At 67.3% G+C, this 25,758-nt stretch carries 24 protein-coding genes; 12 read left to right on the forward strand and 12 right to left on the reverse strand.

What is annotated here, in order from left to right:
• Window positions 1-14: 14 nt before the first annotated feature.
• The gene (locus AE618_RS19740; RefSeq protein ID WP_248310953.1) at window positions 15-1,706 is read right to left on the reverse strand and encodes a peptide ABC transporter substrate-binding protein; all 1,692 of its coding nucleotides are present in this window, start codon (window positions 1,704-1,706) and stop codon (window positions 15-17) included.
• Window positions 1,707-1,935: 229 nt separating this feature from the next.
• Here AE618_RS19740 and AE618_RS19745 point away from each other — a divergent pair, with 229 nt between their 5' ends.
• The 5 genes from AE618_RS19745 (at window position 1,936) to AE618_RS19765 (ending at window position 8,372) form a co-directional block, all read left to right on the forward strand.
• Complete coding sequence (locus AE618_RS19745) at window positions 1,936-3,264, forward strand: NAD(P)/FAD-dependent oxidoreductase (RefSeq protein ID WP_054210791.1); 1,329 nt, start codon at window positions 1,936-1,938, stop codon at window positions 3,262-3,264.
• Between the two features lie 72 nt (window positions 3,265-3,336).
• A complete protein-coding gene (locus AE618_RS19750; RefSeq protein ID WP_054210792.1) occupies window positions 3,337-4,680 on the forward strand; it encodes an amidase in 1,344 nt (447 codons plus the stop codon).
• 72 nt (window positions 4,681-4,752) lie between these two features.
• Window positions 4,753-6,075 carry an NAD(P)/FAD-dependent oxidoreductase gene (locus tag AE618_RS19755; RefSeq protein ID WP_054210793.1) on the forward strand — a complete coding sequence of 441 codons (1,323 nt, stop codon included), beginning with the start codon at window positions 4,753-4,755 and terminating at the stop codon, window positions 6,073-6,075.
• A 156-nt stretch (window positions 6,076-6,231) separates the two neighbouring features.
• Window positions 6,232-6,900, forward strand: a complete 669-nt coding sequence (locus AE618_RS19760; protein WP_054210794.1) for a haloacid dehalogenase type II — start codon at window positions 6,232-6,234, stop codon at window positions 6,898-6,900.
• Window positions 6,897-8,372, forward strand: coding sequence for an aldehyde dehydrogenase family protein (locus AE618_RS19765; protein ID WP_054210795.1), 1,476 nt, complete (start codon window positions 6,897-6,899; stop codon window positions 8,370-8,372). Before AE618_RS19760 ends, AE618_RS19765 begins: the two co-directional genes overlap by 4 nt.
• A 10-nt stretch (window positions 8,373-8,382) precedes the next feature.
• On the opposite strand, the gene AE618_RS19770 is transcribed toward AE618_RS19765, so the two are convergent.
• Window positions 8,383-9,333 carry a LysR substrate-binding domain-containing protein gene (locus AE618_RS19770; RefSeq protein WP_054210796.1) on the reverse strand — a complete coding sequence of 317 codons (951 nt, stop codon included), beginning with the start codon at window positions 9,331-9,333 and terminating at the stop codon, window positions 8,383-8,385.
• Between the two features lie 229 nt (window positions 9,334-9,562).
• Between AE618_RS19770 and AE618_RS19775 the strand changes: the two genes are divergently transcribed.
• From AE618_RS19775 to AE618_RS19800, 6 genes are all read left to right on the forward strand, one after another.
• Window positions 9,563-10,648, forward strand: a complete 1,086-nt coding sequence (locus tag AE618_RS19775) for an ABC transporter ATP-binding protein (protein WP_054210797.1) — start codon at window positions 9,563-9,565, stop codon at window positions 10,646-10,648.
• 50 nt (window positions 10,649-10,698) lie between these two features.
• Complete coding sequence (locus tag AE618_RS19780) at window positions 10,699-11,400, forward strand: HAD-IA family hydrolase (protein WP_054210798.1); 702 nt, start codon at window positions 10,699-10,701, stop codon at window positions 11,398-11,400.
• A 4-nt stretch (window positions 11,401-11,404) separates the two neighbouring features.
• Window positions 11,405-12,718, forward strand: coding sequence for an NAD(P)/FAD-dependent oxidoreductase (locus AE618_RS19785; protein ID WP_054210799.1), 1,314 nt, complete (start codon window positions 11,405-11,407; stop codon window positions 12,716-12,718).
• Between the two features lie 37 nt (window positions 12,719-12,755).
• Window positions 12,756-13,820: an ABC transporter substrate-binding protein gene (locus AE618_RS19790; RefSeq protein WP_082365415.1), complete on the forward strand. Its 1,065-nt coding sequence runs from the start codon at window positions 12,756-12,758 to the stop codon at window positions 13,818-13,820.
• A 150-nt stretch (window positions 13,821-13,970) separates the two neighbouring features.
• Window positions 13,971-14,834 (forward strand): ABC transporter permease, encoded by an 864-nt coding sequence (locus AE618_RS19795; RefSeq protein WP_248310954.1) that lies wholly within the window; start codon window positions 13,971-13,973, stop codon window positions 14,832-14,834.
• Entirely contained in the window at window positions 14,834-15,622 is a 789-nt protein-coding gene (locus tag AE618_RS19800) for an ABC transporter permease (protein ID WP_054210800.1), read from the forward strand. Before AE618_RS19795 ends, AE618_RS19800 begins: the two co-directional genes overlap by 1 nt.
• 114 nt (window positions 15,623-15,736) lie before the next feature.
• Here AE618_RS19800 and AE618_RS19805 read toward each other — a convergent pair whose 3' ends face one another.
• Window positions 15,737-17,014 (reverse strand): NAD(P)/FAD-dependent oxidoreductase, encoded by a 1,278-nt coding sequence (locus AE618_RS19805; RefSeq protein WP_054210801.1) that lies wholly within the window; start codon window positions 17,012-17,014, stop codon window positions 15,737-15,739.
• A 252-nt stretch (window positions 17,015-17,266) separates the two neighbouring features.
• Between AE618_RS19805 and AE618_RS19810 the strand changes: the two genes are divergently transcribed.
• Window positions 17,267-18,088: a GNAT family N-acetyltransferase gene (locus AE618_RS19810; protein ID WP_156330386.1), complete on the forward strand. Its 822-nt coding sequence runs from the start codon at window positions 17,267-17,269 to the stop codon at window positions 18,086-18,088.
• Between the two features lie 30 nt (window positions 18,089-18,118).
• Here AE618_RS19810 and AE618_RS19815 read toward each other — a convergent pair whose 3' ends face one another.
• The 9 genes from AE618_RS19815 to AE618_RS19855 all read right to left on the reverse strand — a co-directional run bounded on the left by AE618_RS19815 (window position 18,119) and on the right by AE618_RS19855 (window position 25,674).
• Entirely contained in the window at window positions 18,119-18,595 is a 477-nt protein-coding gene (locus tag AE618_RS19815; RefSeq protein ID WP_197280840.1) for an Lrp/AsnC family transcriptional regulator, read from the reverse strand.
• Between the two features lie 119 nt (window positions 18,596-18,714).
• Entirely contained in the window at window positions 18,715-20,109 is a 1,395-nt protein-coding gene (locus tag AE618_RS19820) for an aminotransferase class III-fold pyridoxal phosphate-dependent enzyme (RefSeq protein ID WP_054210804.1), read from the reverse strand.
• Between the two features lie 46 nt (window positions 20,110-20,155).
• Window positions 20,156-20,605 (reverse strand): helix-turn-helix transcriptional regulator, encoded by a 450-nt coding sequence (locus AE618_RS19825; RefSeq protein WP_197280836.1) that lies wholly within the window; start codon window positions 20,603-20,605, stop codon window positions 20,156-20,158.
• 152 nt (window positions 20,606-20,757) lie between these two features.
• Window positions 20,758-21,684: a 2-hydroxyacid dehydrogenase gene (locus AE618_RS19830; RefSeq protein ID WP_054210805.1), complete on the reverse strand. Its 927-nt coding sequence runs from the start codon at window positions 21,682-21,684 to the stop codon at window positions 20,758-20,760.
• A 14-nt stretch (window positions 21,685-21,698) separates the two neighbouring features.
• Entirely contained in the window at window positions 21,699-22,562 is an 864-nt protein-coding gene (locus tag AE618_RS19835; RefSeq protein ID WP_054210806.1) for a GNAT family N-acetyltransferase, read from the reverse strand.
• On the reverse strand, window positions 22,562-23,329 hold the full coding sequence (locus AE618_RS19840; RefSeq protein WP_054210807.1) for a cupin domain-containing protein: 768 nt from the start codon (window positions 23,327-23,329) through the stop codon (window positions 22,562-22,564). Before AE618_RS19840 ends, AE618_RS19835 begins: the two co-directional genes overlap by 1 nt.
• A 95-nt stretch (window positions 23,330-23,424) precedes the next feature.
• Window positions 23,425-24,462 (reverse strand): amino acid ABC transporter substrate-binding protein, encoded by a 1,038-nt coding sequence (locus AE618_RS19845; RefSeq protein ID WP_432704517.1) that lies wholly within the window; start codon window positions 24,460-24,462, stop codon window positions 23,425-23,427.
• Between the two features lie 43 nt (window positions 24,463-24,505).
• Window positions 24,506-25,156, reverse strand: coding sequence for a L,D-transpeptidase (locus tag AE618_RS19850; RefSeq protein ID WP_248310955.1), 651 nt, complete (start codon window positions 25,154-25,156; stop codon window positions 24,506-24,508).
• Window positions 25,157-25,170: 14 nt separating this feature from the next.
• Window positions 25,171-25,674, reverse strand: coding sequence for a hypothetical protein (locus tag AE618_RS19855; protein ID WP_082365416.1), 504 nt, complete (start codon window positions 25,672-25,674; stop codon window positions 25,171-25,173).
• Window positions 25,675-25,758: the final 84 nt, after the last annotated feature.

Here is a 25,758-nt window from a genome sequence, read left to right on the forward strand (position 1 = left end):
AGCGCGTCAGCACGTCAGCGGGCCCAGTACCAGGAGCCCATGTTCCAAGTGTTCTGGCGGGCGTTGACGTTGGGCTCGAAGCCGATCAACCCCTCCTTGTAGCCCTCGATCGGAGCATACTGAAAGATCGGCAGGATCGGCAGCTCTTCACGGACGAGTTCCTGCAGCTTGAAGTAGATCGCCTTGCGCTTCTCCTGATCGAAGGTGGTCTGACCTTCCTTCATCAGCGCGTCAGCCTCGGCGTTCTGCCACTGCATCTGGTTAGCACCGTTGCCGGACTTGGCGGGAATGGCGTCCGAACCGAAGCGATGCGCCGGATCGGGATCGATCACGGTGCGGAAGGCGGTGCCGACGACCAGCGAGTCGAATTTCGAGCGGGTGTAGAAATCGCCCCAGATCACGGCCGCCGGCATGTTGTTGATCGTCATCTTGACGCCGACCTGCTGCCAGTCCTGCATCATCAATTGCTGGGCCTGCTCGCGCAGCGCCGCGCCCGTCGTGGTCGAGACGGCGAAGGTCAGCGGCACACCGTCCTTCATGCGCGTGCCAGAGCCCGAGCGCTTCCAGCCGGCGTCGTCGAGGATCTTGTTGGCCTTGGCGAGGTCATACTCCTGCTTGGGCAACTTGGGATTGTAGGCCCAGGATTCCTGCGGTGCGAAGGACTCGGTCGGCGTGTGGGTGCCGTAATAGATGATGTCGATGATCGCCTGCTTGTTGATCGAGGCGTAGAGCGCCTTGCGGACGGCCTTGTCCTTCAGCACCGGGTGCTCGAGGTTCGGCATCAGGATCTCGAGCGAGGCACTCGGGATCTTCATGACCTTGCGCCCCGGCAGCTTCACCGCTTCGGCATAGAAATTCGCGGGGATGCCCGTGCCGATGATCAGGTCGACCTGGCCGGTGCGGAACTGGGCGTAGAGCGCGGTCTGGTCGGGCACGTATTTGAGGACGGCGCGCTCCAGATAGGGGCCCTTGCCGTGGTATTTCTCGTTGGCGACGAGCTGGATGTTGTCGCCCGGCGTGCGCGTGCCCCATTTGAACGGGCCGGTGCCGACGGGAGCCGCGTTATAGGGCGCCGTGTTCGGATCGGCGGCCTTCTCCAGAAGGTGCTTGGGCACGATAAAGGTGTTGGAGAGCAGCGCGAGATAGGGCGCGTAGGCCTTCTCCATGCGCCATGAGATCTCCAGCGGTCCAGTGACCTTGATGTCCCTGACCAGCGCATGGCCGACGCGGGTGCGCGCCTTGAAGCCCGGCGCATTGATCAGCTCGAGCGTGTATTTCACGTCCTCGGCGGTGAAGGGCGTGCCGTCATGCCAGGTCACGCCCGCGCGCAGCTTGACCTTCCAGGCAAGGCCGCCATCGGAAATGCCGCCATTGGCCTCGCTGGGGATCTCGGCCGCGAGGTCCGGGACGAGCGAGCCGTCGGGCTGCGCCAGCCACATCGTGTTGAAGATCTGCATCCAGACCGTCTCGTCGACCTCGATGCCGGGCATCAGCGGGTTGAAGGCGGTCGGCTCCTGCGACAGGCCGACGACGACCTGGCCCGTAGGCTTGGACGGTGGCGGAGGAGCTGCCTTGGTCTGGGCGCGGGCCCCACTGAGCCCGGACGCCGCCAGAAGGCCGCCCGCACCGAGCGCGAGCAGGTCGCGGCGATGGATGGCGGGCATCAGGAAGGCGGCCGTCGACATGCCGTCGGAATGCTTGGTCATCGGAAACCCCTCTTTATGAGCGATGATCCCGCTCTGCGGCGGGTGATCGCGATCGACCGCTGATCGGCCTTCCCATCAGGCTATGCAGCCCCGGCAGTATCGGACACCGATCCTCCGCGGCAGCTGCATAGAATATGCCGATTCAGCCAGCGCCTTCGGCATAGGCTTCTGTCGAGATGCGATGGTATCGGGGTCCCGTTGCCTTCCCATGCCGAAGGATTGCACTCCCATGTCCCCGCCGGTCACCCGCGTCCACAGCGACGAGATGCTGCCCCACTCCGCCGATGTCGTCGTGATCGGCGGCGGCGTCGCGGGTATCACCGCCGCCTACCATCTCGCAAAGAAGGGTCACTCGGTCGCTGTCGTCGAGAAGGGCTATGTCGCGGGCGAGCAGTCGAGCCGGAACTGGGGCTGGTGTCGCCAGCAAAACCGGGATCTGCGCGAGCTGCCCCTTGCCCAGCGCGCTCTCGAAATGTGGAAAGGCCTGAACGAGGAGCTCGGGGCCGACACCGGCTTCCGGCACACCGGCCTCGTCTACCTCACGACCAAGCAATCCGATCTCGACGCCTGGTCCGGCTGGATCGACAAGGCACGCGAGATGCAGATGCACAGCCGCGTGCTCTCCGCCGCCGAGGCCAAGGAGATGTCCCCGGGCTCGACCGAGAACTGGATCGGCGGAGTGCATTCCCCCAGCGACGGCAAGGCTGAACCCGCACTCGCGGTGCCTGCCTTCGCGGAAGCCGCCCGCAGGCTCGGCGTCACCATCCACCAGGACTGCGCCGCGCGCGGGCTCGAAACCTCGGCCGGGCGCATTTCCGCCGTCGTCACCGAGAAGGGCACGATCAGGACCAGCTCCGTCCTCGTCGCCGGCGGCGTCTGGACCTCGATGTTCTGCCGCCATCACGGCATCGACATGCCGCTCGCCGGGGTGCAGTCGACATCCTTCTTCACCGCCCCGGCGCCCGAGGTCACGACAGGCGGCATCTCGACTCCGGACGTGACCTTCCGTCGCCGCCTCGACGGCGGCTATACGATCGGCATCAGCGGCCGCGGCCTGCTCCGGCTCAGCCCGCAGGGCATCATGTACGCGAAGCCGTTCCTGCCGACTTTCAGGAAGCGCCACAAGCTTCTGACCATTCGCGCCGACAAGACCTTCTTCGCCGGCCCCGAGGCTCTGATGCGCTGGACGAACGACAGTGTCTCGCCCTTCGAGCGCATGCGCACCTTCGATCCGCCGCCGCAGGAGAAGCTGATCTCCTTCGCGATGAAGCGCATCGGCGAAATCTACCCCCAGCTCGCCAATGTGAAGATCGTCCAGAAATATGGCGGGCTGATCGACTTCACGCCCGACTGGGTGCCGGTCATCTCGGCGATCGACAAGCTGCCGGGCCTGCATGTCTCGGCCGGCTTCTCGGGCCACGGCTTCGGCGTCGGGCCTGCTGCGGGCAAGCTCGCGGCCGACATCATCGCGGGCGACGCCCCCATCGTCGACCCCCACCCCTTCCGCTACAGCCGCCTCGTCGATGGCACCGACCTCGGCGAACCCGGCATGATGTGACGAGCGCTCCATGGATTTCGTCAGCGTCCGCAGATAAGCCGGAGGCCTGAGCCCAACCGGAGAGAACAACCCATGCTGCGGACCGTGCAAGGCTGTGCCGAGGATCTCGCGAGCGGAGCCGTGACCTCACGCGCCCTGGTCGAGGAATGCCTCGCCGCGATCGCAAACCCGGCGGGCGAAGGCGCTCGCGCCTTCATCTCGGTTGCAACCGAGGCTGCGCGCGCGTCCGCCGACGCCCATGACGCCCTGCGCCGCGCCGGCCGCGCGCCCTCCGCCTATGCCGGCATCCCCTTCGCGGTGAAGGACCTCTACGACGTTGCCGGCGAGCGCAGCATGGCGGGCTCGCGCGCGCTGGCCGATGCCGCGCCTGCGACGGCTCACGCACCGACCATCGCCCGCATGCTGGCCGCCGGCTTCATCCCCCTCGGCCGCACCAACATGACCGAATTCGCCTATTCCGGCATCGGCGCCAACCCGCATTACGGCACGCCGCTCAGCCCCTGGGACCGCGCCTCGGCGCGGATTCCCGGCGGCTCCTCGTCGGGTTCGGGCGTGGCCGTCGCGGACGGGATGGCGGTCGTGGCACTGGGCAGCGACACTGGCGGCTCCTGCCGCATCCCCGCCGCCCTCTGCGGCATCGTCGGCTATAAGCCGACCGCCAGCCGCGTCCCGCTCGACGGCGTCGTGCCGCTCTCCGGCAGCCTCGATTCGCTGGGGCCGCTCGGCGCCAGCGTTGTCTGCTGCGCCATTGTCGACGCGGTGCTGGCGAGCGAGCCCCCATCGCCGCCCCGGCCGCGCCCGCTCGCCGGCCTGCGCCTCGCCATCCCCCGCGAGATCGTCCGCGACGGCATGGACGCCACCGTCGCAGCCGCTTTCGACAATGCGCTGGCCCGGTTGGCCTCGCTCGGGGCCGTGATCGTCGAGGTCGGCTTCGCGCCGCTGCTCGACATCGCCAAGGCGACGGCCAAGGGCCACTTCACAGCGCCTGAATCCTATGACTGGCACCGCGAGCTGCTCGCCGCGAAGGGAGCGCTCTACGATCCGCGCGTGCGAAGCCGGATCGAGACCGGCACCCAGATGGCCGCGCACGACTATGTCGCTCTGACCAAGGCGCGCGGCCGCATCTGCTCGGCGATGAATGGGCTGACCCGCGACTACGACGCACTGGTCATGCCGACCGTGCCGATCGTCGCACCGCGCATCGCCGAACTGGCCGAGGATGCCGAATATTTCCGGTTGAACGGGCTGATGTTGCGCAATCCCAGCCTCGGCAACTTCCTGGATCGCTGCGCGATCAGCCTGCCCGGCCACCGCCCCGGCGAGGCGCCGGTCGGCCTGACATTGATGGGCGAGACCGGCGGGGATCACGCGTTGTTCGCCCTTGCCGCCGGCATCGAGGCCGCTCTGGCTCCATGATGCGAAAATGATCCAAGGCAGGGCGTCGCAAGCCCGCTAGACGTCGGGGCTTCGCCCCTTCGGAGAACACGCATGAGCCCGACGATCAAGCGCATCGACAGCGATGCGCGCCTGCCGGCCCAGGCCGACGTCGTCGTCATCGGCGGCGGCATCGTCGGCGCTGCGGCCGCATATTTTCTGGCGAAGCGCGGCCGCTCGGTCGCGCTCGTCGAGAAGGGCGTGGTCGGCGGCGAGCAGTCCAGCCGCAACTGGGGCTGGTGCCGCCAGCAGAATCGCGACGCGCGCGAATTGCCGCTGGCAATCCGCGCGATGGAGATGTGGGACAGCCTCGCCGGGGAGATCGGCGAGGATCTGGGCTTTCGCCGCTGCGGCCTTGTCTATGCCAGCAACGATGCCGCGCAGGTCGCGCAATGGGAACGCTGGCGCGAAACCGCCAAACAGTTCGGCGTCGAGACGCGGCTGCTGACCGGCCCGGAAGCGTCCGCGATGACGGCAGGGACAGGCCGGCAATGGCTTGGCGGCGTCCATTCCGTCACCGACGGCAAGGCCGAGCCCGCCCTCGCGGCGCCGGTGCTGGCGCTGGGCGCCCGCAAGCATGGCGGCACGATCCATCAGGGCTGCGCCGCGCGCGGCCTCGACGTGACCAATGGCGCGGTGACCGGGGTCGTGACGGAGAAAGGCGTCATCCGCACCGGTTCGGTAATCCTCTCGGGCGGCGCCTGGGCCTCCGGTTTCCTGCGCCATCACGGCATCGTCTTCCCGCAGGCCAGCGTCCGGGTCACCAGCCTGCGTACGGAAATCGCACCCGACTGGCTCGACGCCTTCTATACGCCCGAGATCGCGCTGACGCGCCGGCTCGACGGCAGCTACACGATCGCGATCAGCGGCAAGGGCACGCTCGAACTGACCCCGCAGGGCCTCCGCTATGCCCGCCAGTTCATGCCGATGTTCGTCAAGCGGTTGAAGGCGGTCGAGCTCGGCATCGGCTCCTCCTTCTTCAAGGGCCCGGAAGCTCTGGGCGGCTGGAGCCTGGACAAGGAAACGCCGTTCGAGCGCATCCGCGTGCTGGACCCCGCGCCGAGCGGAAAGGCGATGGCGACGCTGCTGTCGCGTGCCCATGCCCTCGTGCCGGCCTTGCGCAACGTCGCCGTGCGCGAAAGCTGGGGCTCCTATATCGATTCCACCCCCGACGCCGTCCCGGTGATCTCGCCGACGGTCGGCCTGAAGGGCCTCGTGCTGGCCGCCGGGCTCAGCGGCCACGGCTTCGGGCTTGGCCCCGGCGCCGGCCATCTCGCCGCCGACCTCGCCACGGGCGGAACGCCGATCGTCGATCCCCGGCCGTTCCGCCATTCCCGCCTCCTCGACGGCTCCCAGGGCGAGGTCGGCGAGTTCTGACGCGCGGCACCGACGCGGCAATCCATGCCGCTGAAGCGGTCGCCAACGGCATAATCTTGGGCGTCGCGCCCGCAAATGCGCGCCCGTCGCCGCGCCGGGACGCTAGCCTTGTCTCATCGGCGGCGTCCTACCGCCCAGCAACGAAGCGAGCGGATCATGAGCACCTGGCGGCCTAAATTCATCACCTTCGACTGCTACGGCACGCTGATCGATTTCCAGATGGGTCCGGCCGCGCGCCGCGTCTATGGCGGGAGGCTCTCGCAGCCAGTGCTCGAGGGCTTCCTCGAAAGCTTCCGCGGCTATCGCCTCGACGAGGTCCTCGGCGCCTGGAAGCCCTTCGATGAGGTGATCGCGAATGCCGTCGCGCGGAGCTGCAAGCTCTGGAACATTCCCTATGATCCGGCCGACGCGGCAACGATCTATGCCGAGATTCCGAGCTGGATCCCGCATCCCGACGTGCCCGGCGGCCTTGCCAAGATCGGCGGCACGATCCCGCTCGTGATCCTCTCGAATTCGATGACAGACCTGATCCCGCATTCGGTCGTCAAACTTGGAGCGCCTTTCCACGCCGCCTATACGGCGCAGGAGGCGCAGGCCTACAAGCCGCTGCAGCAGGCGTTCGAATACATGTTCGACAGCCTCGGCTGCGCACCGGCCGATGTGATGCATTGCTCGTCGAGCCTGCGCTACGACCTGATGACCGCCTATGACATGAAGATCGGCCAGCGCGTCCTGGTGAATCGCGGCCATGAGCCCGGCGTCGGCGGCTACGGCTATACCGAGATCACCAGCATCGCGCAGCTGCCGGCTTTGGTCGGACTATGACGATAGCCGACTTCGCGCCGGAATCGATCGCCTTCTCCAGCGGCCATTACATCGGCGGCAAGGCAGTCGCGGCTGGCCAATGCATTCCGGTCGCCCGCCCGTCCGACCTCGTGGACTATGCTGACCTGCCGGTCGCAAACGCCGACACCGTCGATCATGCCGTCGCCGACGCGGCCCGTGCCGTCGCCAGCAGCGGCTGGGCCACCCGGCCGCCCCGCGAACGCGCCCGTTCCATGCGGCGCTGGGCGGAGTTGATCGAGGAGCGCGCGGTCGAGCTTGGCCGGCTCGAGGCCTTGGGCTCGACCCGGCCGATCGCGCAGGCCGTGACCGGCGACGTCGCGAGCGTCGCCGAGGGCATCCGCTTCTTCTCGGAATGGGCTGACAAGCTCGGCGGCGAGGTCGCCGCGACCCGGCACGACCATCTCGGGCTGATCGTGTCCGAGCCCTATGGCGTCGTCGGCGCGATCACGCCCTGGAACTTCCCGCTCAGCATGGCCTCGTGGAAGGTCGGGCCGGCGCTCGCCGCCGGCAACGCCATCGTGCTCAAGCCCTCAGAACTGACGCCCTTCTCCACCGTTCGGCTGGCCGAACTCGCCGTCGAGGCCGGTATCCCCGCCGGCATCTTCAACGTCGTGCAGGGCAACGGTCTGGTGACAGGCGACGCGCTCTCGCGCCATCCCGGCATCGCCAAGCTCTCCTTCACCGGCTCGACGCGCACCGGAATAGCCGTGATGAAGGCCGCCGCCGAAAGCGGCATCAAGCCGGTGACGCTGGAACTCGGCGGAAAAAGCCCGCAGCTCGTCTTCGCCGATGCCGACCTCGCCAAGGCGGCAGCCTGCATCGCCGGCTCGCTTCTGGCCAATGCCGGCCAGGCCTGTGTCGCAGGCTCGCGCCTCATCGTGCAGCGCACGGTCATGGACGAACTGATCGGCCTGCTGAAGGGCAGGCTCGCGACCGTGACGCCGGGCCCGACCTGGAAGGCCTCGACCGGCTACGCCCCGATCATTTCGGAAACGCAGGCGCGGCGCATCGACCGCATTCTCGCCGAGAGCAGCCAGCAAGGCGCAGAATGCCTGCTCGGCGGCGGCCGCATCGAAGGACATGGCGGCGCCTTCTACCAGCCGACGCTCCTCGCCAACGTCACCGCGCAGACGGCGGCCGTACGCGAGGAGGTCTTCGGCCCGGTGCTGACGATCCAGGCCTTCGATGACGAGAAGGAGGGGCTGGCACTGGCAGACCACCCCGAATACGGGCTCGCGGCCGGCGTCTACACCGCCGATCTCGGCCGAGGCCTGCGGGCGATGCGTGCGCTCAAAGCCGGCACGGTCTGGATCAACCGCTACAGCCGAACGCTCGATTTCATCCTGCCGACCGGCGGCTACAAGAGCTCCGGCATCGGCAAGGATCTCGGCCGCCAGGCAGTCGAGGCCAATCTGCGGCACAAGACGGTGCTGATCGATATCGGCGTCTGAGCGGGCTCGCTCAGGCCACCGCCGCCTTCAACCCCAGACCCGGATGCAAGCGGTCGATCGCCGCGATCTCGGCCCGCAGCTCCGCGATGATCCAGTCGCGGATCTCGCGCACGATCGGCCGCGCCGGCCGGTTGTGTGGCGTCATCAGCACGCAGATGCGCTCGCCCACCGTCAGCCGATCGGCGGCGGGAACCAGCGCACCCGACATCAGCGCGTGGGCAACGACGGTGATCCAGCCGAAGGCGATGCCCTGCCCCAGCAGTGCCGCCTGCACCACGACGGCGTAGTCCGAGAAGGTCAGAGCCTTGGCCGGCCCCGAACGCCCGGTCGCGAAGGGCGCATACTGGCTCGCCCAGTCGGACGGCGCATCGGTGAGCTGGATCACGGTGTTGCCCGATGCTGCCGGCTCGGTCGCGCCGGGCTCCAGCCGGTAGCCTGGACTGCAAACCGGCAGCATGACTTCACGGACGACCAGCGCCTCGCCCGGAACAGGCTCGTCTGCGGCCACGAAACGCATGCCGAGATCGACGTTCTCGACCACCCCGCGCAACGAACCGGCGATCATCTGGAAGCGCAGATCGACCTGCGGGAAGCGGCTCTGGAAACGATCCATGCGCGGCATCAGCCAATGCGTGGTGAAGGCGGAGGAGACCGAGATCGTCACCGTCTCCTTGCCGCCGCGCAGCTGTTCGACCTCGCGCAGGCCCGTTTCGATGCTACGGAAGCCGTCTGCGACGCGCCGGTAGAGAATTTCGCCCTCCGGCGTCAGCACGGCTCCCTTCCCGCCCCGCTCGAACAGACGCAGGCCGAGATGGCCCTCGAAGCGCGACAGCATGCGGCTCACCGCCGGCTGGGTCACGTTCAGCTCGCCCGCCGCGCGCGTGAAACTGCCGCTGCGCGCCGCCGCCTCGAAGACGAAGAGCGCATTGCTCGAAGACACCATGCGGCGGAGATCCGACATAACTTCAGGTTATGTTCATCCCAATTATTTGGCAATTGCCGTAGCCGGCGAAAATCCCGTTTGATGCCCCTGTCGAATGCAGCTTGCAGCGACGGACACACAGAGGTCCGCGCTGCCGGGCGGCGAGCCGGGAACGGCCTAGCCCATAAGAGCAACTTATGGTCAGGCCTACGATCGGTCTTTGCCCACGCGCTTGCGCAGTGTCGCTGTATCTCAACGGGAGCAGGCAATGGCGAAAAGTGGCGGCGAGCGCGTCGAGATCAGGTCGGCCAGCAAGATCTACGGATCGGTGCGGGCGCTCGACGATGTTTCGCTCGACATCGCCCCGCAGGAATTCGTCTCGCTGCTCGGCCCCTCCGGCTCGGGCAAGACCACACTGCTCGGCATCCTCGGCGGCTTCGTCCAGCCCTCGGCCGGCACCATCCTGTTCGGCGGCCGCGACGTCACCTTCACCCCGCCCCACAAGCGCGATATCGGCATCGTCTTCCAGAACTACGCGCTGTTTCCGCATATGAATGTCGGCGAGAACGTCGCCTTCCCCCTGCGGGCGCGGCGCCTGCCGAAATCGACCTATGCCGAGAAGGTTCGTGCCGCGCTGGCGATGGTCGACCTCGCCGGCTACGAAGAGCGCGGCATCGGCCAGCTCTCCGGCGGCCAGCGCCAGCGCGTGGCGCTCGCCCGCGCCATGATCTTCGAGCCGCGCCTGATCCTGATGGATGAGCCGCTCTCGGCACTCGACAAGCAACTGCGCGAGACCATGCAGATCGAATTGCGCCAGCTCCACAAGCGGCTCGGCGCCACGATCATCTATGTGACCCATGACCAGCGCGAGGCGCTGACGATGAGCGACCGCGTCGCCATCCTCAAGGACGGCAAGCTCGTCCAGATCGACAAGCCGTCCCGCCTGCACGACCACCCGGCCAACGCCTTCGTGGCGAGCTTCATCGGCGAGGCGACGCTGCTGCCGGTCGCGCGCGCCGGCAGCGACGGCGTGTCGCTCGCCGGCACGCTGATCCGCACCGCCCGACCCCTGCCGCCGACCGGCGAACTGGTGCTCGCCGTCCAGACCGAGAAGCTCTTGATCGAGGACGGCACCAGTTCGCCCGAGCGCAATCGCTTCTCGGCGCGCGTCACCGATACCGTTTTCCAGGGCGAGAGCCTGCGCGTCTTCTTGGCGCTGGACGACGGCACCGCGCTCAGCCTGCGCCAGCCCAGCCATTACGAGGCCGCCCGCCGCATCCCGCCGATCGGCGAGCGCGTCGAGATCAGCCTCCACCCGCAGGACACCATCATCGTGCCCCGGGCCAGCGGCTGACCGCTTCGACACCCGTTTCCGACCTGCTCAGCCACAAGAGAAATCGACCCATGGCTCTCAAAGACTTCAAGGTTCTCACATTCGATGTCGTCGGCACGCTGATCGACTTCGAAAGCGGCGTCCTGAACGCGGTGCGTCGCATCGGCGGCCCGGCCGCGGCCAAGTTGACCGACGACGAAATCTTCGCCCCCTATCTCAAGGGCCGCGAACTCAACTACGACCGCTCCAGCGAGGCGATGAAGCGGGTCTATCTGCACCTCGCGCCGGAACTCGGCCTGCTCGCCGACGAAGCCTCGGCCGATTCCTTCCAATACGCCATCCTGCAGCACCCGGCCTTCCCGGATTCGGTCGAGGCGCTGGCCAGGCTGCGCAAGCATTTCCGGCTGGTCGCGATGACCAATGCCGACCGTTCGACCTTCGCCTTCTATTCGCACACGCTCGGCAACCCCTTCCACGACAGCGTCACCGCCGACGAGGCGATTGCTCCGAAGCCCGATCCCCTGTTCTTCGCCTTCAACCGCGGCCGGCAGTCGGCACATGGCTTCAAGCAGGAGGAGATCCTGCATGTCGCCCAGAGCCAGTATCACGACATCGGCGTGGCGAAATCGCTCGGCTACACCACCTGCTGGATCGAGCGGCGGCAGGGTCAGAAGGGCTTCGGCGGGACGCCGGCCGTGGCCGAGCTGACCAAGCCGGATTACCACTTCCCGACCCTGAAGGCGCTCGCCGACGCGGTCGAGGCCGGAGTCTGAGTCCTTGAGCAGCGCCCCCGCCTGGCAGTCGCTGGAGGCAGCACCGTCGCTCTGGAGCGCGACGGCGGCACCTCTGCGCGAGCTGCCACCGCTGCGGGGCGACGCTCAAGCCGACGTCGTCATCATCGGCGCGGGCTATACCGGCCTGTCGGCGGCGCATCATCTTGCAGAGAGCGGCCTGTCCTCGATCGTGCTGGAGGCCAACCGCCCCGGCTGGGGCGCCAGCGGCCGCAATGGCGGCGTCATCACCGCCAAGTTCCGCATCTCCTTCCCGGCCATCGCCGCCGCCCATGGCAAGCCGATGGCGAAGCGCATGTACGAGATAGCGCTGGAGGCCACCGACATCGTCTCCGAGCTCGTCGCGACTTACGGCATCAAGGGCGCGAACCTGACCCGCTCGGGCCAGGTCAAGGCGGCCCACAACCACGAGACGCTGGCCTATGCGGTGAAGGAAGCCGACTGGCTTCGCGCCGAGCTGGGCGACACCACCATGTCGGTGCTCGACGCCGGCCAGGTCCGCGAGGAGACCGGCTCGGCCGGCTTCGTCGGCGGCGTGCTCAATGCGGGCTCGGGCGGCATCCACCCGCTGAACTATCTGCACGGCCTCGCCGAGGGCGTCGTCGGGCTGGGCGTGCCCATCCATGCCGGGACACCGGCGCTGCGTCTGCGTCGCGAGGGCGACGGAGTGCTGGTCGAGACGCCGGGCGGCACCGTGCGTGCGAAGCAGGCGGTCATCGCCACCAACAGCTATTCCGACCTGACCCCGGCGACGAAAGCCTATCAGAGCACGCTGATCCCCTTCCGCAGCGCCATCATCGCCACGGAAAAGCTCTCGCCCAATCTCGCGGCGAGCGTGATGCCGACGCGGCGGACCTACACCGAGACCAAGCGGATGATGCGCTGGTTCCGCATGGTCGACGACCGCATCGTCTTCGGCGGGCGTGGCGCCTTCGGCAAGACGGACTCGCCCGCCGCCTTCCGCGCCCTGCACAAGGCGATGGTCGGCATTTTCCCACAGGTTTCCGACGTGCCGCTGGCCTATCGCTGGTCCGGCCTCGTCGCGATGACGCTCGATTCCGTACCCCATGTCGGGCGCGTCGACGACCGCGTCATGCTTGCCATGGGCTACAATGGCGCTGGCGTCGCGATGTCGAGCCTCATGGGGCGCTATCTCGCCGCCTTCGCCCGGGGCGAGACGCCCGATGTCGGGCTGCTCAACGCCAGCCGCATGCGCCGCGTTCCGTTTTACCCGCTTCGAGAGCCGGCCGTCCGCATGGTCGCCGGCTGGTACCAGTTTCTAGACGCGATCGGACGGTAGTTTTCGAAGATCCGATCCAACAACAGGGGATAAGGACATGCAGGAAAGACGCCTGACCATTCGGACCGCGACAGCCGCCGCCGGCCTGTCGCTGGCTCTGCTGAGCCCGCTCTCCGCGCTTGCTGCCGAACAGATCATGTTCGTCTCGCAGGGCGGCGCCTATCAGAAGGCGCAGACCGTCGCGATCCTCGATCCCGCAGCCAAGAAGCTCGGCATCACCATCAACCAGGACAGCGTGCCCGACGCCTGGCCGATCATGCGCTCGCAGGTCGCCACGGGTAAGCCGACCTGGGACGTCGTCGATGTCGCCACCAATTTCTGTCTGCGCGGCGGCGAGCAGGGCATCGTCGAGAAGCTCGACTTCAGCAAGATGCCCAATGCCGCCGCGATGCCGGCGGAGTACCGCAGCGACTATTCCGTCGCCTACGAGTTCTATTCCAGCGTGCTCGGCTACAGCCTGAAGAAGTTTCCCGACGCCGCGACCGCGCCCAAGACCTGGGCCGATTTCTGGGACGTGAAGAAGTTCCCCGGCCGCCGTTCGCTGCGCAACAACCCGCTCGCCACCCTGGAAGCCGCCCTGATGGCCGACGGCGTGCCGGCCGACAAGCTCTACCCGCTCGACGTCGATCGCGCCTTCAAGAAGCTGGAAGAAATCAAGCCGCACATCACGGTCTGGTGGACCTCGGGCGCCCAGTCCGCCCAGCTCCTCAACGACGGCGAGGTCGACATGGTGATGGCCTGGAACGGCCGCATCTCGGCGCTGACGAAGGAAGGCGCCAAGGTCACCTACACCTACAACCAGGGCATCCTGCAGAGCACCTCGCTCTGCGTGCTCAAGGGCGCCCCGAACCTGCCGACCGCGATCAAGTTCCTGAACGAGGCCGTCGACCCGGTCCATCAGGCCAACCTGCCGCTGCATATCGACTACGGCCCGGCCAACCCCAAGGCCTACGACACCGGCGTCATCCCGGCTGCCCGCGTCGGCGAGCTGCCGAGCGCGCCTGCCAACGCCAAGGTCCAGGCGCTGATGTCCTATGCCTGGTGGACGTCGGCTGCCGGCGAGGCCGCCGAAAAGCGCTGGCTCTCCTTCGCGCAGAAGTAAGGCGCGTATTCATCCCGCGCCGTCATCCCGGACGTAGCGCAGCGCAGCTCCGGGATCCATGCCTGAACAGTTCCGGAATGGATCCCGGGTCTCCCTTCGGTCGCCCGGGATGACGCGGGGAGGTGAAACGCGATCGGCAGGAAAGACCAGATGACCGCCATCGACCCATCCGTCCGCTACCAGCGCCGCGAGCAGGGGCTGATGCTCCTGCTCGCCTCGCCGGCGGTGATCGTCATCGTTGCGCTGGTGGTGATCCCGGTCGGCTGGCTGATGACGCAGTCGGTCTACGATAACGGCTTCACGCTGGAGCATTACCGCCGCATCTTCAGCGAGGACATCTACTGGCGCAGCTTCACGCTCACCTTCCGCATCGCCCTGATCGTGACGGTGATGACCCTGGTCTTGGGCTACCCGGTCGCCTATGCCGCCGCCCATGTGAAGCGGCCCTGGGACGTGCTGATCCTCTCCTTCGTCATCCTGCCTTTCTGGACCAGCGTGCTGGTGCGCGCCTACGCCTGGCTCGTCCTGCTCCAGCGCACCGGAGTGACCAACCAGCTTCTCGAGGGCCTCGGCCTCATCAGCGAGCCCCTGGCCCTGGTCCATAACGAGCTCGGCACGATCATCGCGACTGTCCACATCCTTTTGCCCTTCATGGTGCTGCCGCTCTATTCGACCATGCAGAAGATTCCACGCGAGCTGATGTTGGCCGGCGCGAGCCTCGGCGGCGGGCCGCTGCACAGCTTCCTGCGCATCTTCCTGCCCTTGTCGCTGCCGGGCGTCGTCGCCGGCCTGACGTTGGTCTTCGTGCTGACGCTGGGCTTCTACATCACGCCGGAGCTGCTCGGGGGCGGCCGGACCATCATGATCTCGATGGTCGTGAGCCGGAACGTCGAACTCTACAACCAATGGGGCGCGGCCAGCGCGGTGGGCGTCGTGCTGCTGGTCGCCGTGCTCGCGATCTTCATGGCCGTCGGCCGCATCATCCCGCTCGACAAGATGCTGGGGCAGAAGTGATGAAACAGCCGCTTCTCCCCCGCCTGCTCTTCGGCGCCTTCGTCGGGCTCGTCCTGATCTACCTGATCCTGCCGCTGCTGATCATCGTGCCAATGTCGTTCTCGGCAACGCGCTTCCTGACCTTCCCGCCGCCGGCGCTGTCGCTGCGCTGGTACGCCGAGTTCTTCGGCAACCCCAACTGGATGCAGGCGATGCGCATGAGCGCGCTGATCGGCTTCCTGACGGTCCTCGTTGCCACACCGCTCGGCACCGCCGCCGCCTACGCCATCAGCAACTCCCAGACCAAGCTGATGCGCTCTTTGCACATGATGCTGATGCTGCCGCTGATCGTGCCGATCATCATCATCGCGATCGGCATCTTCTTCATCTACGCCAAGCTCGGCCTGATCCAGACGCTGAGCGGGCTGGTGCTGGCCAATGTCATGCTCGGCCTGCCCTATGTCATCACCTCGGTCGTCGCCGGGCTGCAGAGCTTCGACAAGACGCAGGAAATGGTGGCGCGCAGCCTCGGCATGAACCGCTTCCGCGCCTTCCTCACCGTGACGCTGCCGCAGATCAAGGGCAGCGTCTTTGCGGGGGGCATCTTCGCCTTCATCTCGGCGATCGACGAGACGATCATCGCGCTCTTCGTCTCCGGCGGACAGTACCAGACCCTGACCAAGCGCATGTTCACCGCGCTGCGCGACGAGATCGACCCGACCATCGCCTCGATCTCGACCCTGCTGACGGCGGCGTCGTTCATCCTCGTTCTGCTGGCGACAAGCGGGCAGAAGCGGGCGGCGACCTGATGGCACGTCATGCTCGGGCGAAGACCCGAGCATCTCAAGCCGAATGAAACGCCTATCCGGGCCTTCCGCACCATGAGCTTCTCGGGTCAAGCCCGAGAATGACGGGGAGTGCGCTCAGCTGCGCCAGTCCTGGAACTTGTAGTACATCCCCACGAAGGGCAGGAACCACGGCGGGCCGAAATGGCCCGGCACCACCGGCCAGTCGAGACCCGCCAGCGGGTTCGCGGTAACATCCCCGCCCATCACGCGGGCCATGATCTGTCCCATATGCACCGACATCTGCGTGCCGTGGCCGCTATACCCCGTCGCGTAGAACAGCCCGTCGCGCTCGCCGGCGCGGGGCAACCGGTCGGCGGTCATGTCGACGAGCCCGCCCCAGCAATAATCGATCCGCGTCGCCGCCAGCTGCGGAAACAGCTCCAGCATCCGCGCCTTGAGGATTTCGCCGCTCTTCACGTCCGAGGCTGGGTTCGACAGGGCGAAGCGCGCCCGGCCACCGAAGATCAGGCGGTTGTCCGGGGTCAGCCGGAAGTAGTTCCCGATGTTCATCGTCGTCGTGGCGGTGCGCCGCGTCGGCATGATCGAGGCGGCAAGCTCCGCCGAGAGCGGTTCGGTCGCGATGATGAAGGAGCCGACCGGGACGATCCGCCGCCGCAGCCAGGAAAACGGCCCCTGCCGCGAGGCGCCCGTCGCCAACAGCACCTGCCCGGCCTCGAGCGTTCCGCGTCCTGTCACGACGCGATGCGCCTGCCCGTTGAGCCGCTCAAGGCCGGTCACCGGCGCACTCTCCTGGATGACGGCACCCGCCCGCGCCGCCGCCTCCGCCAGACCGGCCCCAAAGCGGCCCATATGCATATGGGCGCCGTGCGGAAAGACGAGCCCGCCATGGAAGCCGTCTGAGCCGATCTCGCCGCGGATCTCGCCGGGTTTCACCACCACGAGATCGGGCTCGACCGTCGCCTGCAGCAGCTCCGCGCTCTTCAGGAGCTTGGCGAAATGGCTGGGCTTGGCGGCGAGCTTGATCTTGCCGGTGCGGATGAAATCGCAATCGATACCTTCACGCGCAATCAGCGCCTCGACCGTGTCCACCCCGGCGTCGAAGGCGCGATAGAGCGCGCTGGCCCGCTCGATTCCAATGCTGGCGGCGAGACCACCGAGATCATGCGCCAGGCCGTTGTTGCAATGCCCGCCATTGCGGCCCGACGCCTCGCCGACGACGCGGCCGGCTTCCAGCACGGCGACGCTCGCCCCGGCCTTCGCCAGCGCCAGTGCGGCGGACAGGCCGGTGAAGCCGCCGCCGACGATCGCGACATCGACCTTGCCGGCGACCGGCTCCGTCGAAGCGGAGCCGAAGCGCGGCGCGGAGGCCAGCCAATAGGGTTCGAGCTTCATCGCGGGCGGCCTCGGCGTCGATGGATCAATGAAAAAGGCGCAACACGGCCCCTGCCCAGCCAAGGAAAACCGAAGCATCGCAGGGGCTCAGCCGTGCAGCATGCACGATCCTAAGCCCATGTATTGTATGAATTATGCTATTCTCGAAAGGGCTCGCCAGCCCTATACTCGTGCCATCCCCGCGTGAGGCCCGACGCCTTGGCTTACAGAACGGCAAAGCGCCGGCTCGGCTACGAAATCGAGATTCGGCCGATGACCGAAGCCGATCTCGGCCAGATGCATCAGTTGTCGATCGGCGTCGGCTGGCCGCACCGGCCTGAAGACTGGCGCCTCGTCATGGGCGTCGGCCAAGGCTTCGTCGCCTGCGACGCGATCGGCCGTGCGCTCGGTTCGGCGATGTGGTGGCCCTTCGGCGACGACTTCGCCACCGTCGGCATGGTGATCACCTCGCCGCGTCTGCAAGCGCAAGGGTCCGGCAGGCAGCTGATGGAGGTGATCTTCGCGCAGTCCGGCGATCGCGACCTGCGCCTGAGCGCGACGAAGGCCGGCTATCGCCTTTATCGCGCGCTCGGCTTCGAACCGATCGGCCGGATTTTCCAGCATCAGGGGCGAAATGTGCAGCTGCCCTTGCCGCCGCCGGCGATGCCGGGGCTGAGGGCGGCCGTCCCGTCGGACCTGGCCTCGCTGATCCGCCTCGACACCAGCGCCTATGGCGCGCCTCGCGACCGCGTCATCACCGCCTTGATGGAGGCGTCCGTCGGCACCGTGATCGAACGCGAAGGCGAGATCGCAGGCTTCGCCCTCTGTCGTCCCTTCGGCCGCGGTCATGTCGTCGGCCCGATCGTGGCCGAGGATGACGAGATGGCGATCGCGCTGGTCGCCCCCCATGTCGAGATGCACGAAGGCGGCTTCCTGCGCGCCGACACGGCCCAGGAGCAGGGCCGCTTCGGCGCCTTCCTCGAATCCTGCGGCATGACGATCTACGATTCAGTGACGCCGATGATCCGCGGGCGGCATCATGCCCCGGGCGGCGCGGCCCGCACCTTCGGCCTCGCGAACCAGGCGCTCGGCTGAAGCTCCTTAAGCAAGGTTGCGCATCAGGCTTCAGACGTCGAACAGCACCGGCAGCGGATAGCCCGGCTTCTGGATCGGCGATTTGATCACGACATAGCTGAAATATTTGGAGATGCCGATATTGCGGTCGAGCAGCGTCTCGATCAGCGACTGGTAGTGCGTCAGTCCGCGCGTCACGAACTTGACGAGGTAATCATAGCCGCCGCTGACCATGTGGCACTCGACCACCTCGTCGACCCGCCGAAGCGCCGTCTCGAAGCGGATGAAGTATTCCTTGGTGTGGTCGGCCAGCGTGACCTCGGTGAAGACGGTGATCGTCTCGCCGAGCTTCGGCAAGCTGATCGTCGCGGCATAGCCCGAGATGAACCCGGCCTGTTCCAGGCGCTTCACCCTGAGCAGGCAGGGGCTCGGCGACAGACCGACCGCATCCGCCAGGGTGACGTTGGTCATCCTGGCGTTGTTTTGCAGTTCGATCAGGATTTTCATGTCGATGCGGTCGAGCCGCACGCCCGGTGTCACGACGAAAGCCTCACCCTAACGCATCCTGCGCGGCACGAAGGCGCGCCGGGCCCTGGCAGGAACCTAGCCGGTTCACCGCCTGGGGCAAAGCAAGGATCGCGCCGGATTCACGCCGCCTTGGCCGTCACCAGCGCGTCCCTGACCTCCGGCAGCACCAGCATGTCGTCGAGCGTCTGGCGCAGGCGCGACACGATCAGGTCGATCTCGCTCTCGCTGCAGCACAAGGGCGGCGCCAGCCCGATGATGTCGTCGGCGAAGGCGCGGAAGATCACGCCGTTGGCGTAGCCGCGCGCAAAGAGATGGTCTGCCAGCTTGACGCTGCGCGGCAGCTTTTCCCGGGTCGTCTTGTCGGCGACCAGCTCGATGCCGGCGAGCAGGCCGCGGGCACGCACCTCACCGACCAGCGGATGGTCGGCGAGCGTCGCGAGCTTCTTTTCGAAATAGGCCCCGACGCGTTGGCCGTTGGCGAGAATGCCGCCCTCATCATAAAGCCTGAGCACCTCGAGCGCGACGGCGGCCGAAACCGGATGGCCCGAATAGGTCTGGCCATGGCCGACCGGCCCGCCCTCGGGCGCGTTGTCGGCGATGCCGCGATAGACCTTCTCGCCGATCGCCAGCGCGCCCAGCGGCGCATAGCCGGAGGTCAGACCCTTGGCCATCGTCATCAGGTCGGGCACCACGCCTTCCGCCTCGCAGGCGAACATCGGGCCGGTGCGACCGAAGCCGGTGATGACCTCGTCGGCGAGGAACAGGATGTCGAGTTCGGCGGCGGTGTCGGCCATCGCCTTGAGCCAGCCCTTCGGCGGCACGATGACGCCGCCCGAGCCGACCACGGGCTCGCAGAAGAAGGCCGCGACATTGTCAGCGCCCAGTTCCGCCACCTTGGCGCGCAGCGAGGCGACGCTGGCCGCGATCACCGACGCGTCGTCCGAGCCGGTCGGGTTGCGATAGGCGTAAGGCGCGGCGACGTAGTGCCGGACATGGGCAGGGAAGTCGAAATTCGCATGGAAGGCCGGCAGCGCCGTGACGCCCGCCCCCGTCGAGCTCGAGCCATGATAGCCGCGCTCCAGCGAGAGGATCGCCTTCTTCGTCGGGCGGCCCGTGACGTTGTAGTAGAACTGGATCAGGCGCAGCGCGCCGTCGATCGCATCCGAGCCGCCGAGCGAGAAATAGATGTGGTTGAGGTCGCCGGGCGTGAGTTCGGCGAGCTTGGCCGCGAGGCGGATGGTCGGTTCGCTGCCGAAGCTGAAATAGCCGGTGGCATAGGGCAGCTCGCGCATCTGCGCGGCGGCAGCCTCGACGATGCTCTCATGGCCATAGCCGACATTGACGCACCACAGCCCGGCGAAGCCGTCGATCAGCTCGTGACCTTCGGAATCGGTGATGAAGGCGCCCTTGGCCGACTTCATGATGGTGACGCCGCGCTTCTCGTGGCCGGCCCAGTTGGCGACGGGGTGCACCCAATGCAGGCGGTCGAGGGCTTCGAGCGAATTGACGGTCATGGTGTCGGGTCCTGCTGGCAAGTGGCGGCGGGTGGTGTCGGGTGGTTCAGGCGGCGGTCTGGAGGCAGGTGCCGATCTCGCCGCGCCGTCGCGTCGCTTCCCCGACCTCCCGCAGATAGCGGCCGGGCGTGATGCCGCAGATATTCTTGAAATGGCGCGAGAAATGGCTCTGGTCGAAGAAGCCCGCCTCGGATGCGGCCAACGCCATCGGAACCCCGTCGCGCAGCAGCCCCTTCGCATAGCCGATCCGGCGATGGCAGATGAAGCGGTGCGGCGTCAGCCCGACCTGCCGCCGAAACACGGTGACGAAGCGGCAGACGCTGAGGCCGGCCAGCGCCGCGAGGTCTTCGAGGTAGATCGCATCCGTGAAGTGGCGCTCGATATGCCGCAGCGCGCGCCGGATACCGTTGCTGGCGGGCAGCGCCGACAATGCGATTCCGCCTTCATGCAGGATGGGCTCGCGAAACGCAGTTTCGTGCAGGGCTAGCTCGTGCATAAACCGTTCGACCTCCGCAGACGGATCATTCGTCTTGGTGGGAGCTTAGAACGGCCGGCGCGACTGTCGGCGCGGGCTTGGCAGCCCGCCACGACATCCCCTGCCCTATTGGCCGGCCCCGGCAGCAGATCATGCTTCGGCGGGCCGGCCTCTCAATAGCCTCGCTTTCGATCGACGAGGCCGATCAGGGGTTCGCCTGCGTGGTGGCGGCGCAGGTTTTCCAGGACCACGTCCACGGCCGTTTCCGGCTGCGTCATGCTGGCGATATGCGGCGTGACCAGAACGCGCGGGTGGCTCCACAGCGGATGGCCCTTGGTCAATGGCTCCGGTGTGGTGACGTCGAGCCACGCAGCCGAAATCTGGCCGCTGTCGAGAGCTGCCAGCAAGGCGTCCTGATCGAGATGCCCGCCGCGGCCGGTATTCACCAGCTTCGCCCCCTTCGGCAGCTGCGCGAAGAGGTCGGCGCCGAGCATGCCGCGCGTCTCGTCGGTCAGCGGCAGCAGGCAGACCAGAATATCGGTGCGGCCCAGGAAGTCCGGCAGCTCGCCTGCGCCCACAAAGCAGGTCACGCCCTCGATCTCACGGCGGGAGCGGCTCCAGCCGGCGACCTGGAAGCCGAAATTGTTCAGCATCCTGCAGCAGGCCTCGCCGAGCATGCCCAGGCCCAGCACGCCGACGCGCCGGGTCGCGGCCGGGCGGACCCGGATCTGCTTCCAGACGTCGTCCCTTTGCTGTGCGGCATAGTCGATCAGGTCGCGATGGAGGCCGAGCACCGCCATCGAGACATACTCGACCATGCCGTCGACGATGCCGGATTCGACCATGCGCGCGATCGGCAGACCAAGCGGCAGTTTCGACAGGTCGAGATGATCGACGCCGGCGCCGACCGAGATCAGCAGCTCCAGATTGGGAAACTGCGTCATCAGGTCGTCTGGCGGCATCCAGGCGGCGAAATAGCGGATATCCTTGGGATCGCCGATCTCGGGCCAGATCCTGAACGACAGGTCGGGCGCCTTTTGCGCCAGGATCTTCGCCCATTCGGCACCGCGCGCCGGGTCGGACTTGTAGAGCAGTGCCATGGTAGTCTCTCCGATCAGCCGAAGGCCTGGCTGGCCGGCGCATGCAACTGCACCGGCCCCCGCGCAAGCGGCAACGTGCCCCGCACCATGCTCGTCACGCAGTCCACAGCTTTCAGACCGCACGACACGAGCCAGTCCGACAGCGCGGAGTCTGCGGGAAGATCGATGCGCAGGAACTCTCCCTGCCGCGCCTGCAACCAATGCGCCACGAGCACCCTGGCATCAGCGTCATCGGCCGCGACGACGGGGCCGATGACGAAGCCGCGGCCGAAGCGGCGCAGCATGCTGAAGCCGGCCGCCTTGCCGCTGCGCTCGAGCACGACGCCTTCGCCGCGCTCCATGACGGCGCGCAGCAAGGCCCCGCGCGGGAGGCCCGTTGCGGCCTCGTCGAGCCGCTCCAGCAGCGGCAGATCGCAGGCCTGCGCAGAGCGAAGCACCGCTCCCTCCGCAGGCAACGGTGCCGCGACGCCGAGAGCCGTGCCATGGTGCTGGCGGATGCGGCCACCCCACGCCGCGAAGCCGGAACGCTCATAGAGAGGCGTGCCGGCAACCGTCGCGTTCAGCAGGAGCGAGCGTCCATGCGTCCGCGCTAACAGCCCCTGCATCAGGCGCCGCCCGAGCCCTGCCCCCTGATGCTGGGGAGATACGACGATCAGCCCGAGCGTGGCATGGGTCTCGCCATAGGGCCACCAGGACGCCGTCGCGACGATCTCCGAGCCAAGGCTGATGACGATGCCGCCGCCCAGGCCGATGGCCATCTCCCAATCCTCGACCCGGTGCGGCCAGCCGACGGCTTTCGACAGCGCCATGCAGGCCGGGGCGTCGCCAAGGGCGATGTCACGAAGCACCTCCGGCTCCCGAAGCAGGCTGGCCGACATCAGGCCACGGCCTCCTGCACGACATAGAACTTGGCGACATGAACGCGGCTGTCCCAGGCGCAGGGCGCACCCTGCGGAACCATGACCGTGTCCCCCTGAGCGACCGTGAAAACGGTCCCGTCCTCACCCGTCAGATCCACCGAGCCTTGCAGGATATGCATCAGTTCACTCAGCTTGTGCGGGCGCGAGACCCGGGCATAGGGGGTCGAATCCCACAGGCCGGCACGCAGGTTGGCGCCCGTCTCGGTGTAGGCGTTGAAGCTGCGGCAGTCTGGAGCAGGTCCGATCAGGACATTGGCCGGAGGAGCGGCCGACGGTGCCAGCGCGGCACCTGCATCCAGGAGCGTCACCCCCGGCGTCGCCCCGGTCCCGGCTGTCGCGGCATAGAAGGCCCAGCGCGTGCCGGCCGCCGCCGCGATCCGCAGCCGCGTGCCACGTGCCACGACCACGCCACTGCCTGACATAATCGTGAGCGCCGCCGCCCCGTCGACGGACACCGTCAGCGCGCCGGACAGCACGATCATCGTTTCGGTATGAGGAAACGACGCAACATCGACCGTGCCATCGAAGCCGACACAGCCCGCGGCGGCAGCCGGGATCATCCAGGCCACCTCGCGCCTCGCAGCGAAGGGATCGGCAAGCCCCAGCGTCGCGCCGGCGATCGATGGCGACGACGATCCGCCGGAGGCGCGATGCAGCATCACGAGGGCTGGGGACGTCGTCGGCGAGACGGTCGTCGGAGAGACGGTCTTGGGTATCGCAGTCATGGCGTGCGTTCGATCTCGTTTGGGAACGCTAAGCCGCTACGCCAAACCCGGCCCGCTGGATTGGACTATCTTGTCGGATGCGCGGATGGACGGCGTCAGCGCATCGGCGGAGCGTAGAGGACGCCGCCCATGGTCCAGAGCTGGTTCAGGCCGCGCGGGATGCCGAGCTTGGAGCCGACACCGAGATTGCGCTCATAGATCTCGGCATAGCTGCCGGTCGCCTTGACCGCGCGCACGGCCCAGTCCGGATCGAGCCCGAGCGCCTTGCCGAAGCCGCCCTCGGCGCCGGTGAAGCGCCGCACATCCGGCTTCTGCGATGTCAGGGCCTCGTCGACATTCGCCTTGGAGATCCCGAGTTCCTCGGCGTTGACGAGGGCGTAGTGAACCCATTTCACCACGTTGAACCAGGCGAAATCGTCGTTGCGGACGACCGGGCTGAGCGGCTCCTTCGAGATCACGTCGGGCAGCACGATCGCGTCCGCCGGCTTCGTCAGCCGCAGGCGCTCGGCATAGAGGGCCGACTGGTCGCGGCTCAGCACGTCGCACTGGCCGGACTGGAAGGCGGCGAAGGCATCTGCCGCATTCGGGAACGCCTTTTCGTCATAGCTCATCGAATTGGCGCGGAAGAAATCAGCGAGGTTCAGCTGCGACGTCGTGCCGGCCTCGACGCAGATCTTGGCCTTGTCGAGTGCCAGCGCCCCGTCGACGCCGAGCGAGCGCCGGGCGAGGAAGCCCTGCCCGTCATGATAGGTGATGCCGGCGAAGGCGAGGCCAAGCTCCGCCTCGCGCCCGAGCGTCCAGGTCGAGTTGCGCGAGAGCAGGTCGACCTTGGCCGCCTTCAACGCGTCGAAACGCTGGCTGGCCGAGAGCGGCGTGAAGCTGACCTTCTGCGGATCGCCCAGCACCGCCGCCGCCAGGGCACGGCAGAAATCCACGTCGAACCCGGTCCAGTTGCCCTGGGCATCCTTGTCGGAGAAGCCGCCCAGCCCCTCGCTGACCCCGCAGGCAAGCGTGCCGCGCTGCTTGACGGTATCGAGCGTGCCCGCGCCCGCCTGACCTGCCAGAATGACGGCCAGCGCCCCGGCGGCGGCGGCGCCGCGCATGGACCGGCCAACCCATGAAGCCTTCGACATGGTAGTCCCCCCGTTCGATTCCGTGCCTGAGGCGGCCTTCGCGTTACAGCGAGGCCTTGTGGCGAATGATCACCTTGGTCCCAAGCGGCACCCGCTCGTAGAGATCGGCGATGTCGCCGTTAGCGAGCCGGAAGCAGCCCGACGAGATCGCCTCGCCGATGGTTTCGGGCTGGTTGGTGCCGTGGACGCGGAAGACCGTCGAGCCGAGATAGAGCGCCCGCGCGCCCATCGGATTGCCCGGTCCGCCCGCCATGAAGCGCGGCAGATAGGGCTGCCGCTGCAGCATCTCCGGCGGCGGACGCCAGTCTGGCCATTCCGCCTTGCGGCTGACCTGAACCTGGCCGGACCACTGGAAGCCCTCGCGGCCGACGCCGATGCCGTAGCGCAGCGCGCGGCCATTGCCCTGCACGACATAGAGAAAGCGCTCGGCCGACTGGATGATGACCGTGCCGGGCGGCTCGTTCGAGCGAAACAACACCATCTGCCGAGCAAAGGGCCCCTCGGTGATGCTGACCTCCTCGGTCGAGACGCGGCCGGGCTCGTCGCCGATATCCATGGTTTCCTGCGTGGCGGCGACAGGCTTCGGCTGGGCGGACGCCGTCTGCGTTGTCGACAGCGCAGCGATCGACAGCGCTGAAACGAGCACTGCCGCGAACACGCCTGCCCGCGAGGGCATCGTCATCCTGGATGTCATGTCAGTCCTCCCGATCAGCGGCAGCGCACATAGATGAAGGTGCCGTAGCGACGATGGGCATCGGGATCGACGAAACGCATCACCAGCATCGAATCCGTCGCCGACAGGATCTCGCGATCCTGCAGATCGCCGGGTGGCGCCTCGAAGCCGAGATAGGTACGCCCGCCCGGCCCGGCCTTGAGCCTGAGTTCGTAGAGTTTGGGGTCGTCGGCGACATGCATCATGACACCGTCCTGCGCGCCCTTGGTGATGACATAGGGCTGGCTGCAGCCGGCGCTGGCCTGCGTCTCGGTGCGCTTGCGATCCTTCTCATTGTGGAAGGAGGCGATGCCCCAGCGGCCGATCAGCTTGTCGGGGCCGATATGGCTCGGCACCGTGATCGCGGCTGCGACCTGTGTCTGCGGCGCACGTTCGCCTTCGCCGCTGGACAGGCAGCCGGCGAGCGTCAGGCCGATGCCGATCGACAAGAGCGGCCCGAGAACGATCCGCCGATGAAGCTGAATGCGTTTGCTGTCCACGATCCATCCCCCGAATTCGCGCCGTTGCTCGCGCCGTTCCCGTCAACCGCCGGAGGAATTAGGGCACGGTTCCAGCCGCGGGGC

Source organism: Allobosea vaviloviae, from assembly GCF_001298265.1.
Taxonomy (GTDB): domain Bacteria; phylum Pseudomonadota; class Alphaproteobacteria; order Rhizobiales; family Beijerinckiaceae; genus Allobosea; species Allobosea vaviloviae_B.

Coding starts and splice junctions, on each gene's coding strand:
- AE618_RS19740 (WP_248310953.1), bottom strand. CDS start 1,706: ATGACCAAGCATTCCGACGGCATGTCGACGGCCGCCTTCCTGATGCCC.
- AE618_RS19745 (WP_054210791.1), top strand. CDS start 1,936: ATGTCCCCGCCGGTCACCCGCGTCCACAGCGACGAGATGCTGCCCCAC.
- AE618_RS19750 (WP_054210792.1), top strand. CDS start 3,337: ATGCTGCGGACCGTGCAAGGCTGTGCCGAGGATCTCGCGAGCGGAGCC.
- AE618_RS19755 (WP_054210793.1), top strand. CDS start 4,753: ATGAGCCCGACGATCAAGCGCATCGACAGCGATGCGCGCCTGCCGGCC.
- AE618_RS19760 (WP_054210794.1), top strand. CDS start 6,232: ATGAGCACCTGGCGGCCTAAATTCATCACCTTCGACTGCTACGGCACG.
- AE618_RS19765 (WP_054210795.1), top strand. CDS start 6,897: ATGACGATAGCCGACTTCGCGCCGGAATCGATCGCCTTCTCCAGCGGC.
- AE618_RS19770 (WP_054210796.1), bottom strand. CDS start 9,333: ATGTCGGATCTCCGCCGCATGGTGTCTTCGAGCAATGCGCTCTTCGTC.
- AE618_RS19775 (WP_054210797.1), top strand. CDS start 9,563: ATGGCGAAAAGTGGCGGCGAGCGCGTCGAGATCAGGTCGGCCAGCAAG.
- AE618_RS19780 (WP_054210798.1), top strand. CDS start 10,699: ATGGCTCTCAAAGACTTCAAGGTTCTCACATTCGATGTCGTCGGCACG.
- AE618_RS19790 (WP_082365415.1), top strand. CDS start 12,756: ATGCAGGAAAGACGCCTGACCATTCGGACCGCGACAGCCGCCGCCGGC.
- AE618_RS19795 (WP_248310954.1), top strand. CDS start 13,971: ATGACCGCCATCGACCCATCCGTCCGCTACCAGCGCCGCGAGCAGGGG.
- AE618_RS19800 (WP_054210800.1), top strand. CDS start 14,834: ATGAAACAGCCGCTTCTCCCCCGCCTGCTCTTCGGCGCCTTCGTCGGG.
- AE618_RS19805 (WP_054210801.1), bottom strand. CDS start 17,014: ATGAAGCTCGAACCCTATTGGCTGGCCTCCGCGCCGCGCTTCGGCTCC.
- AE618_RS19810 (WP_156330386.1), top strand. CDS start 17,267: ATGACCGAAGCCGATCTCGGCCAGATGCATCAGTTGTCGATCGGCGTC.
- AE618_RS19820 (WP_054210804.1), bottom strand. CDS start 20,109: ATGACCGTCAATTCGCTCGAAGCCCTCGACCGCCTGCATTGGGTGCAC.
- AE618_RS19825 (WP_197280836.1), bottom strand. CDS start 20,605: ATGCACGAGCTAGCCCTGCACGAAACTGCGTTTCGCGAGCCCATCCTG.
- AE618_RS19830 (WP_054210805.1), bottom strand. CDS start 21,684: ATGGCACTGCTCTACAAGTCCGACCCGGCGCGCGGTGCCGAATGGGCG.
- AE618_RS19835 (WP_054210806.1), bottom strand. CDS start 22,562: ATGTCGGCCAGCCTGCTTCGGGAGCCGGAGGTGCTTCGTGACATCGCC.
- AE618_RS19840 (WP_054210807.1), bottom strand. CDS start 23,329: ATGACTGCGATACCCAAGACCGTCTCTCCGACGACCGTCTCGCCGACG.
- AE618_RS19845 (WP_432704517.1), bottom strand. CDS start 24,462: ATGTCGAAGGCTTCATGGGTTGGCCGGTCCATGCGCGGCGCCGCCGCC.
- AE618_RS19850 (WP_248310955.1), bottom strand. CDS start 25,156: ATGACATCCAGGATGACGATGCCCTCGCGGGCAGGCGTGTTCGCGGCA.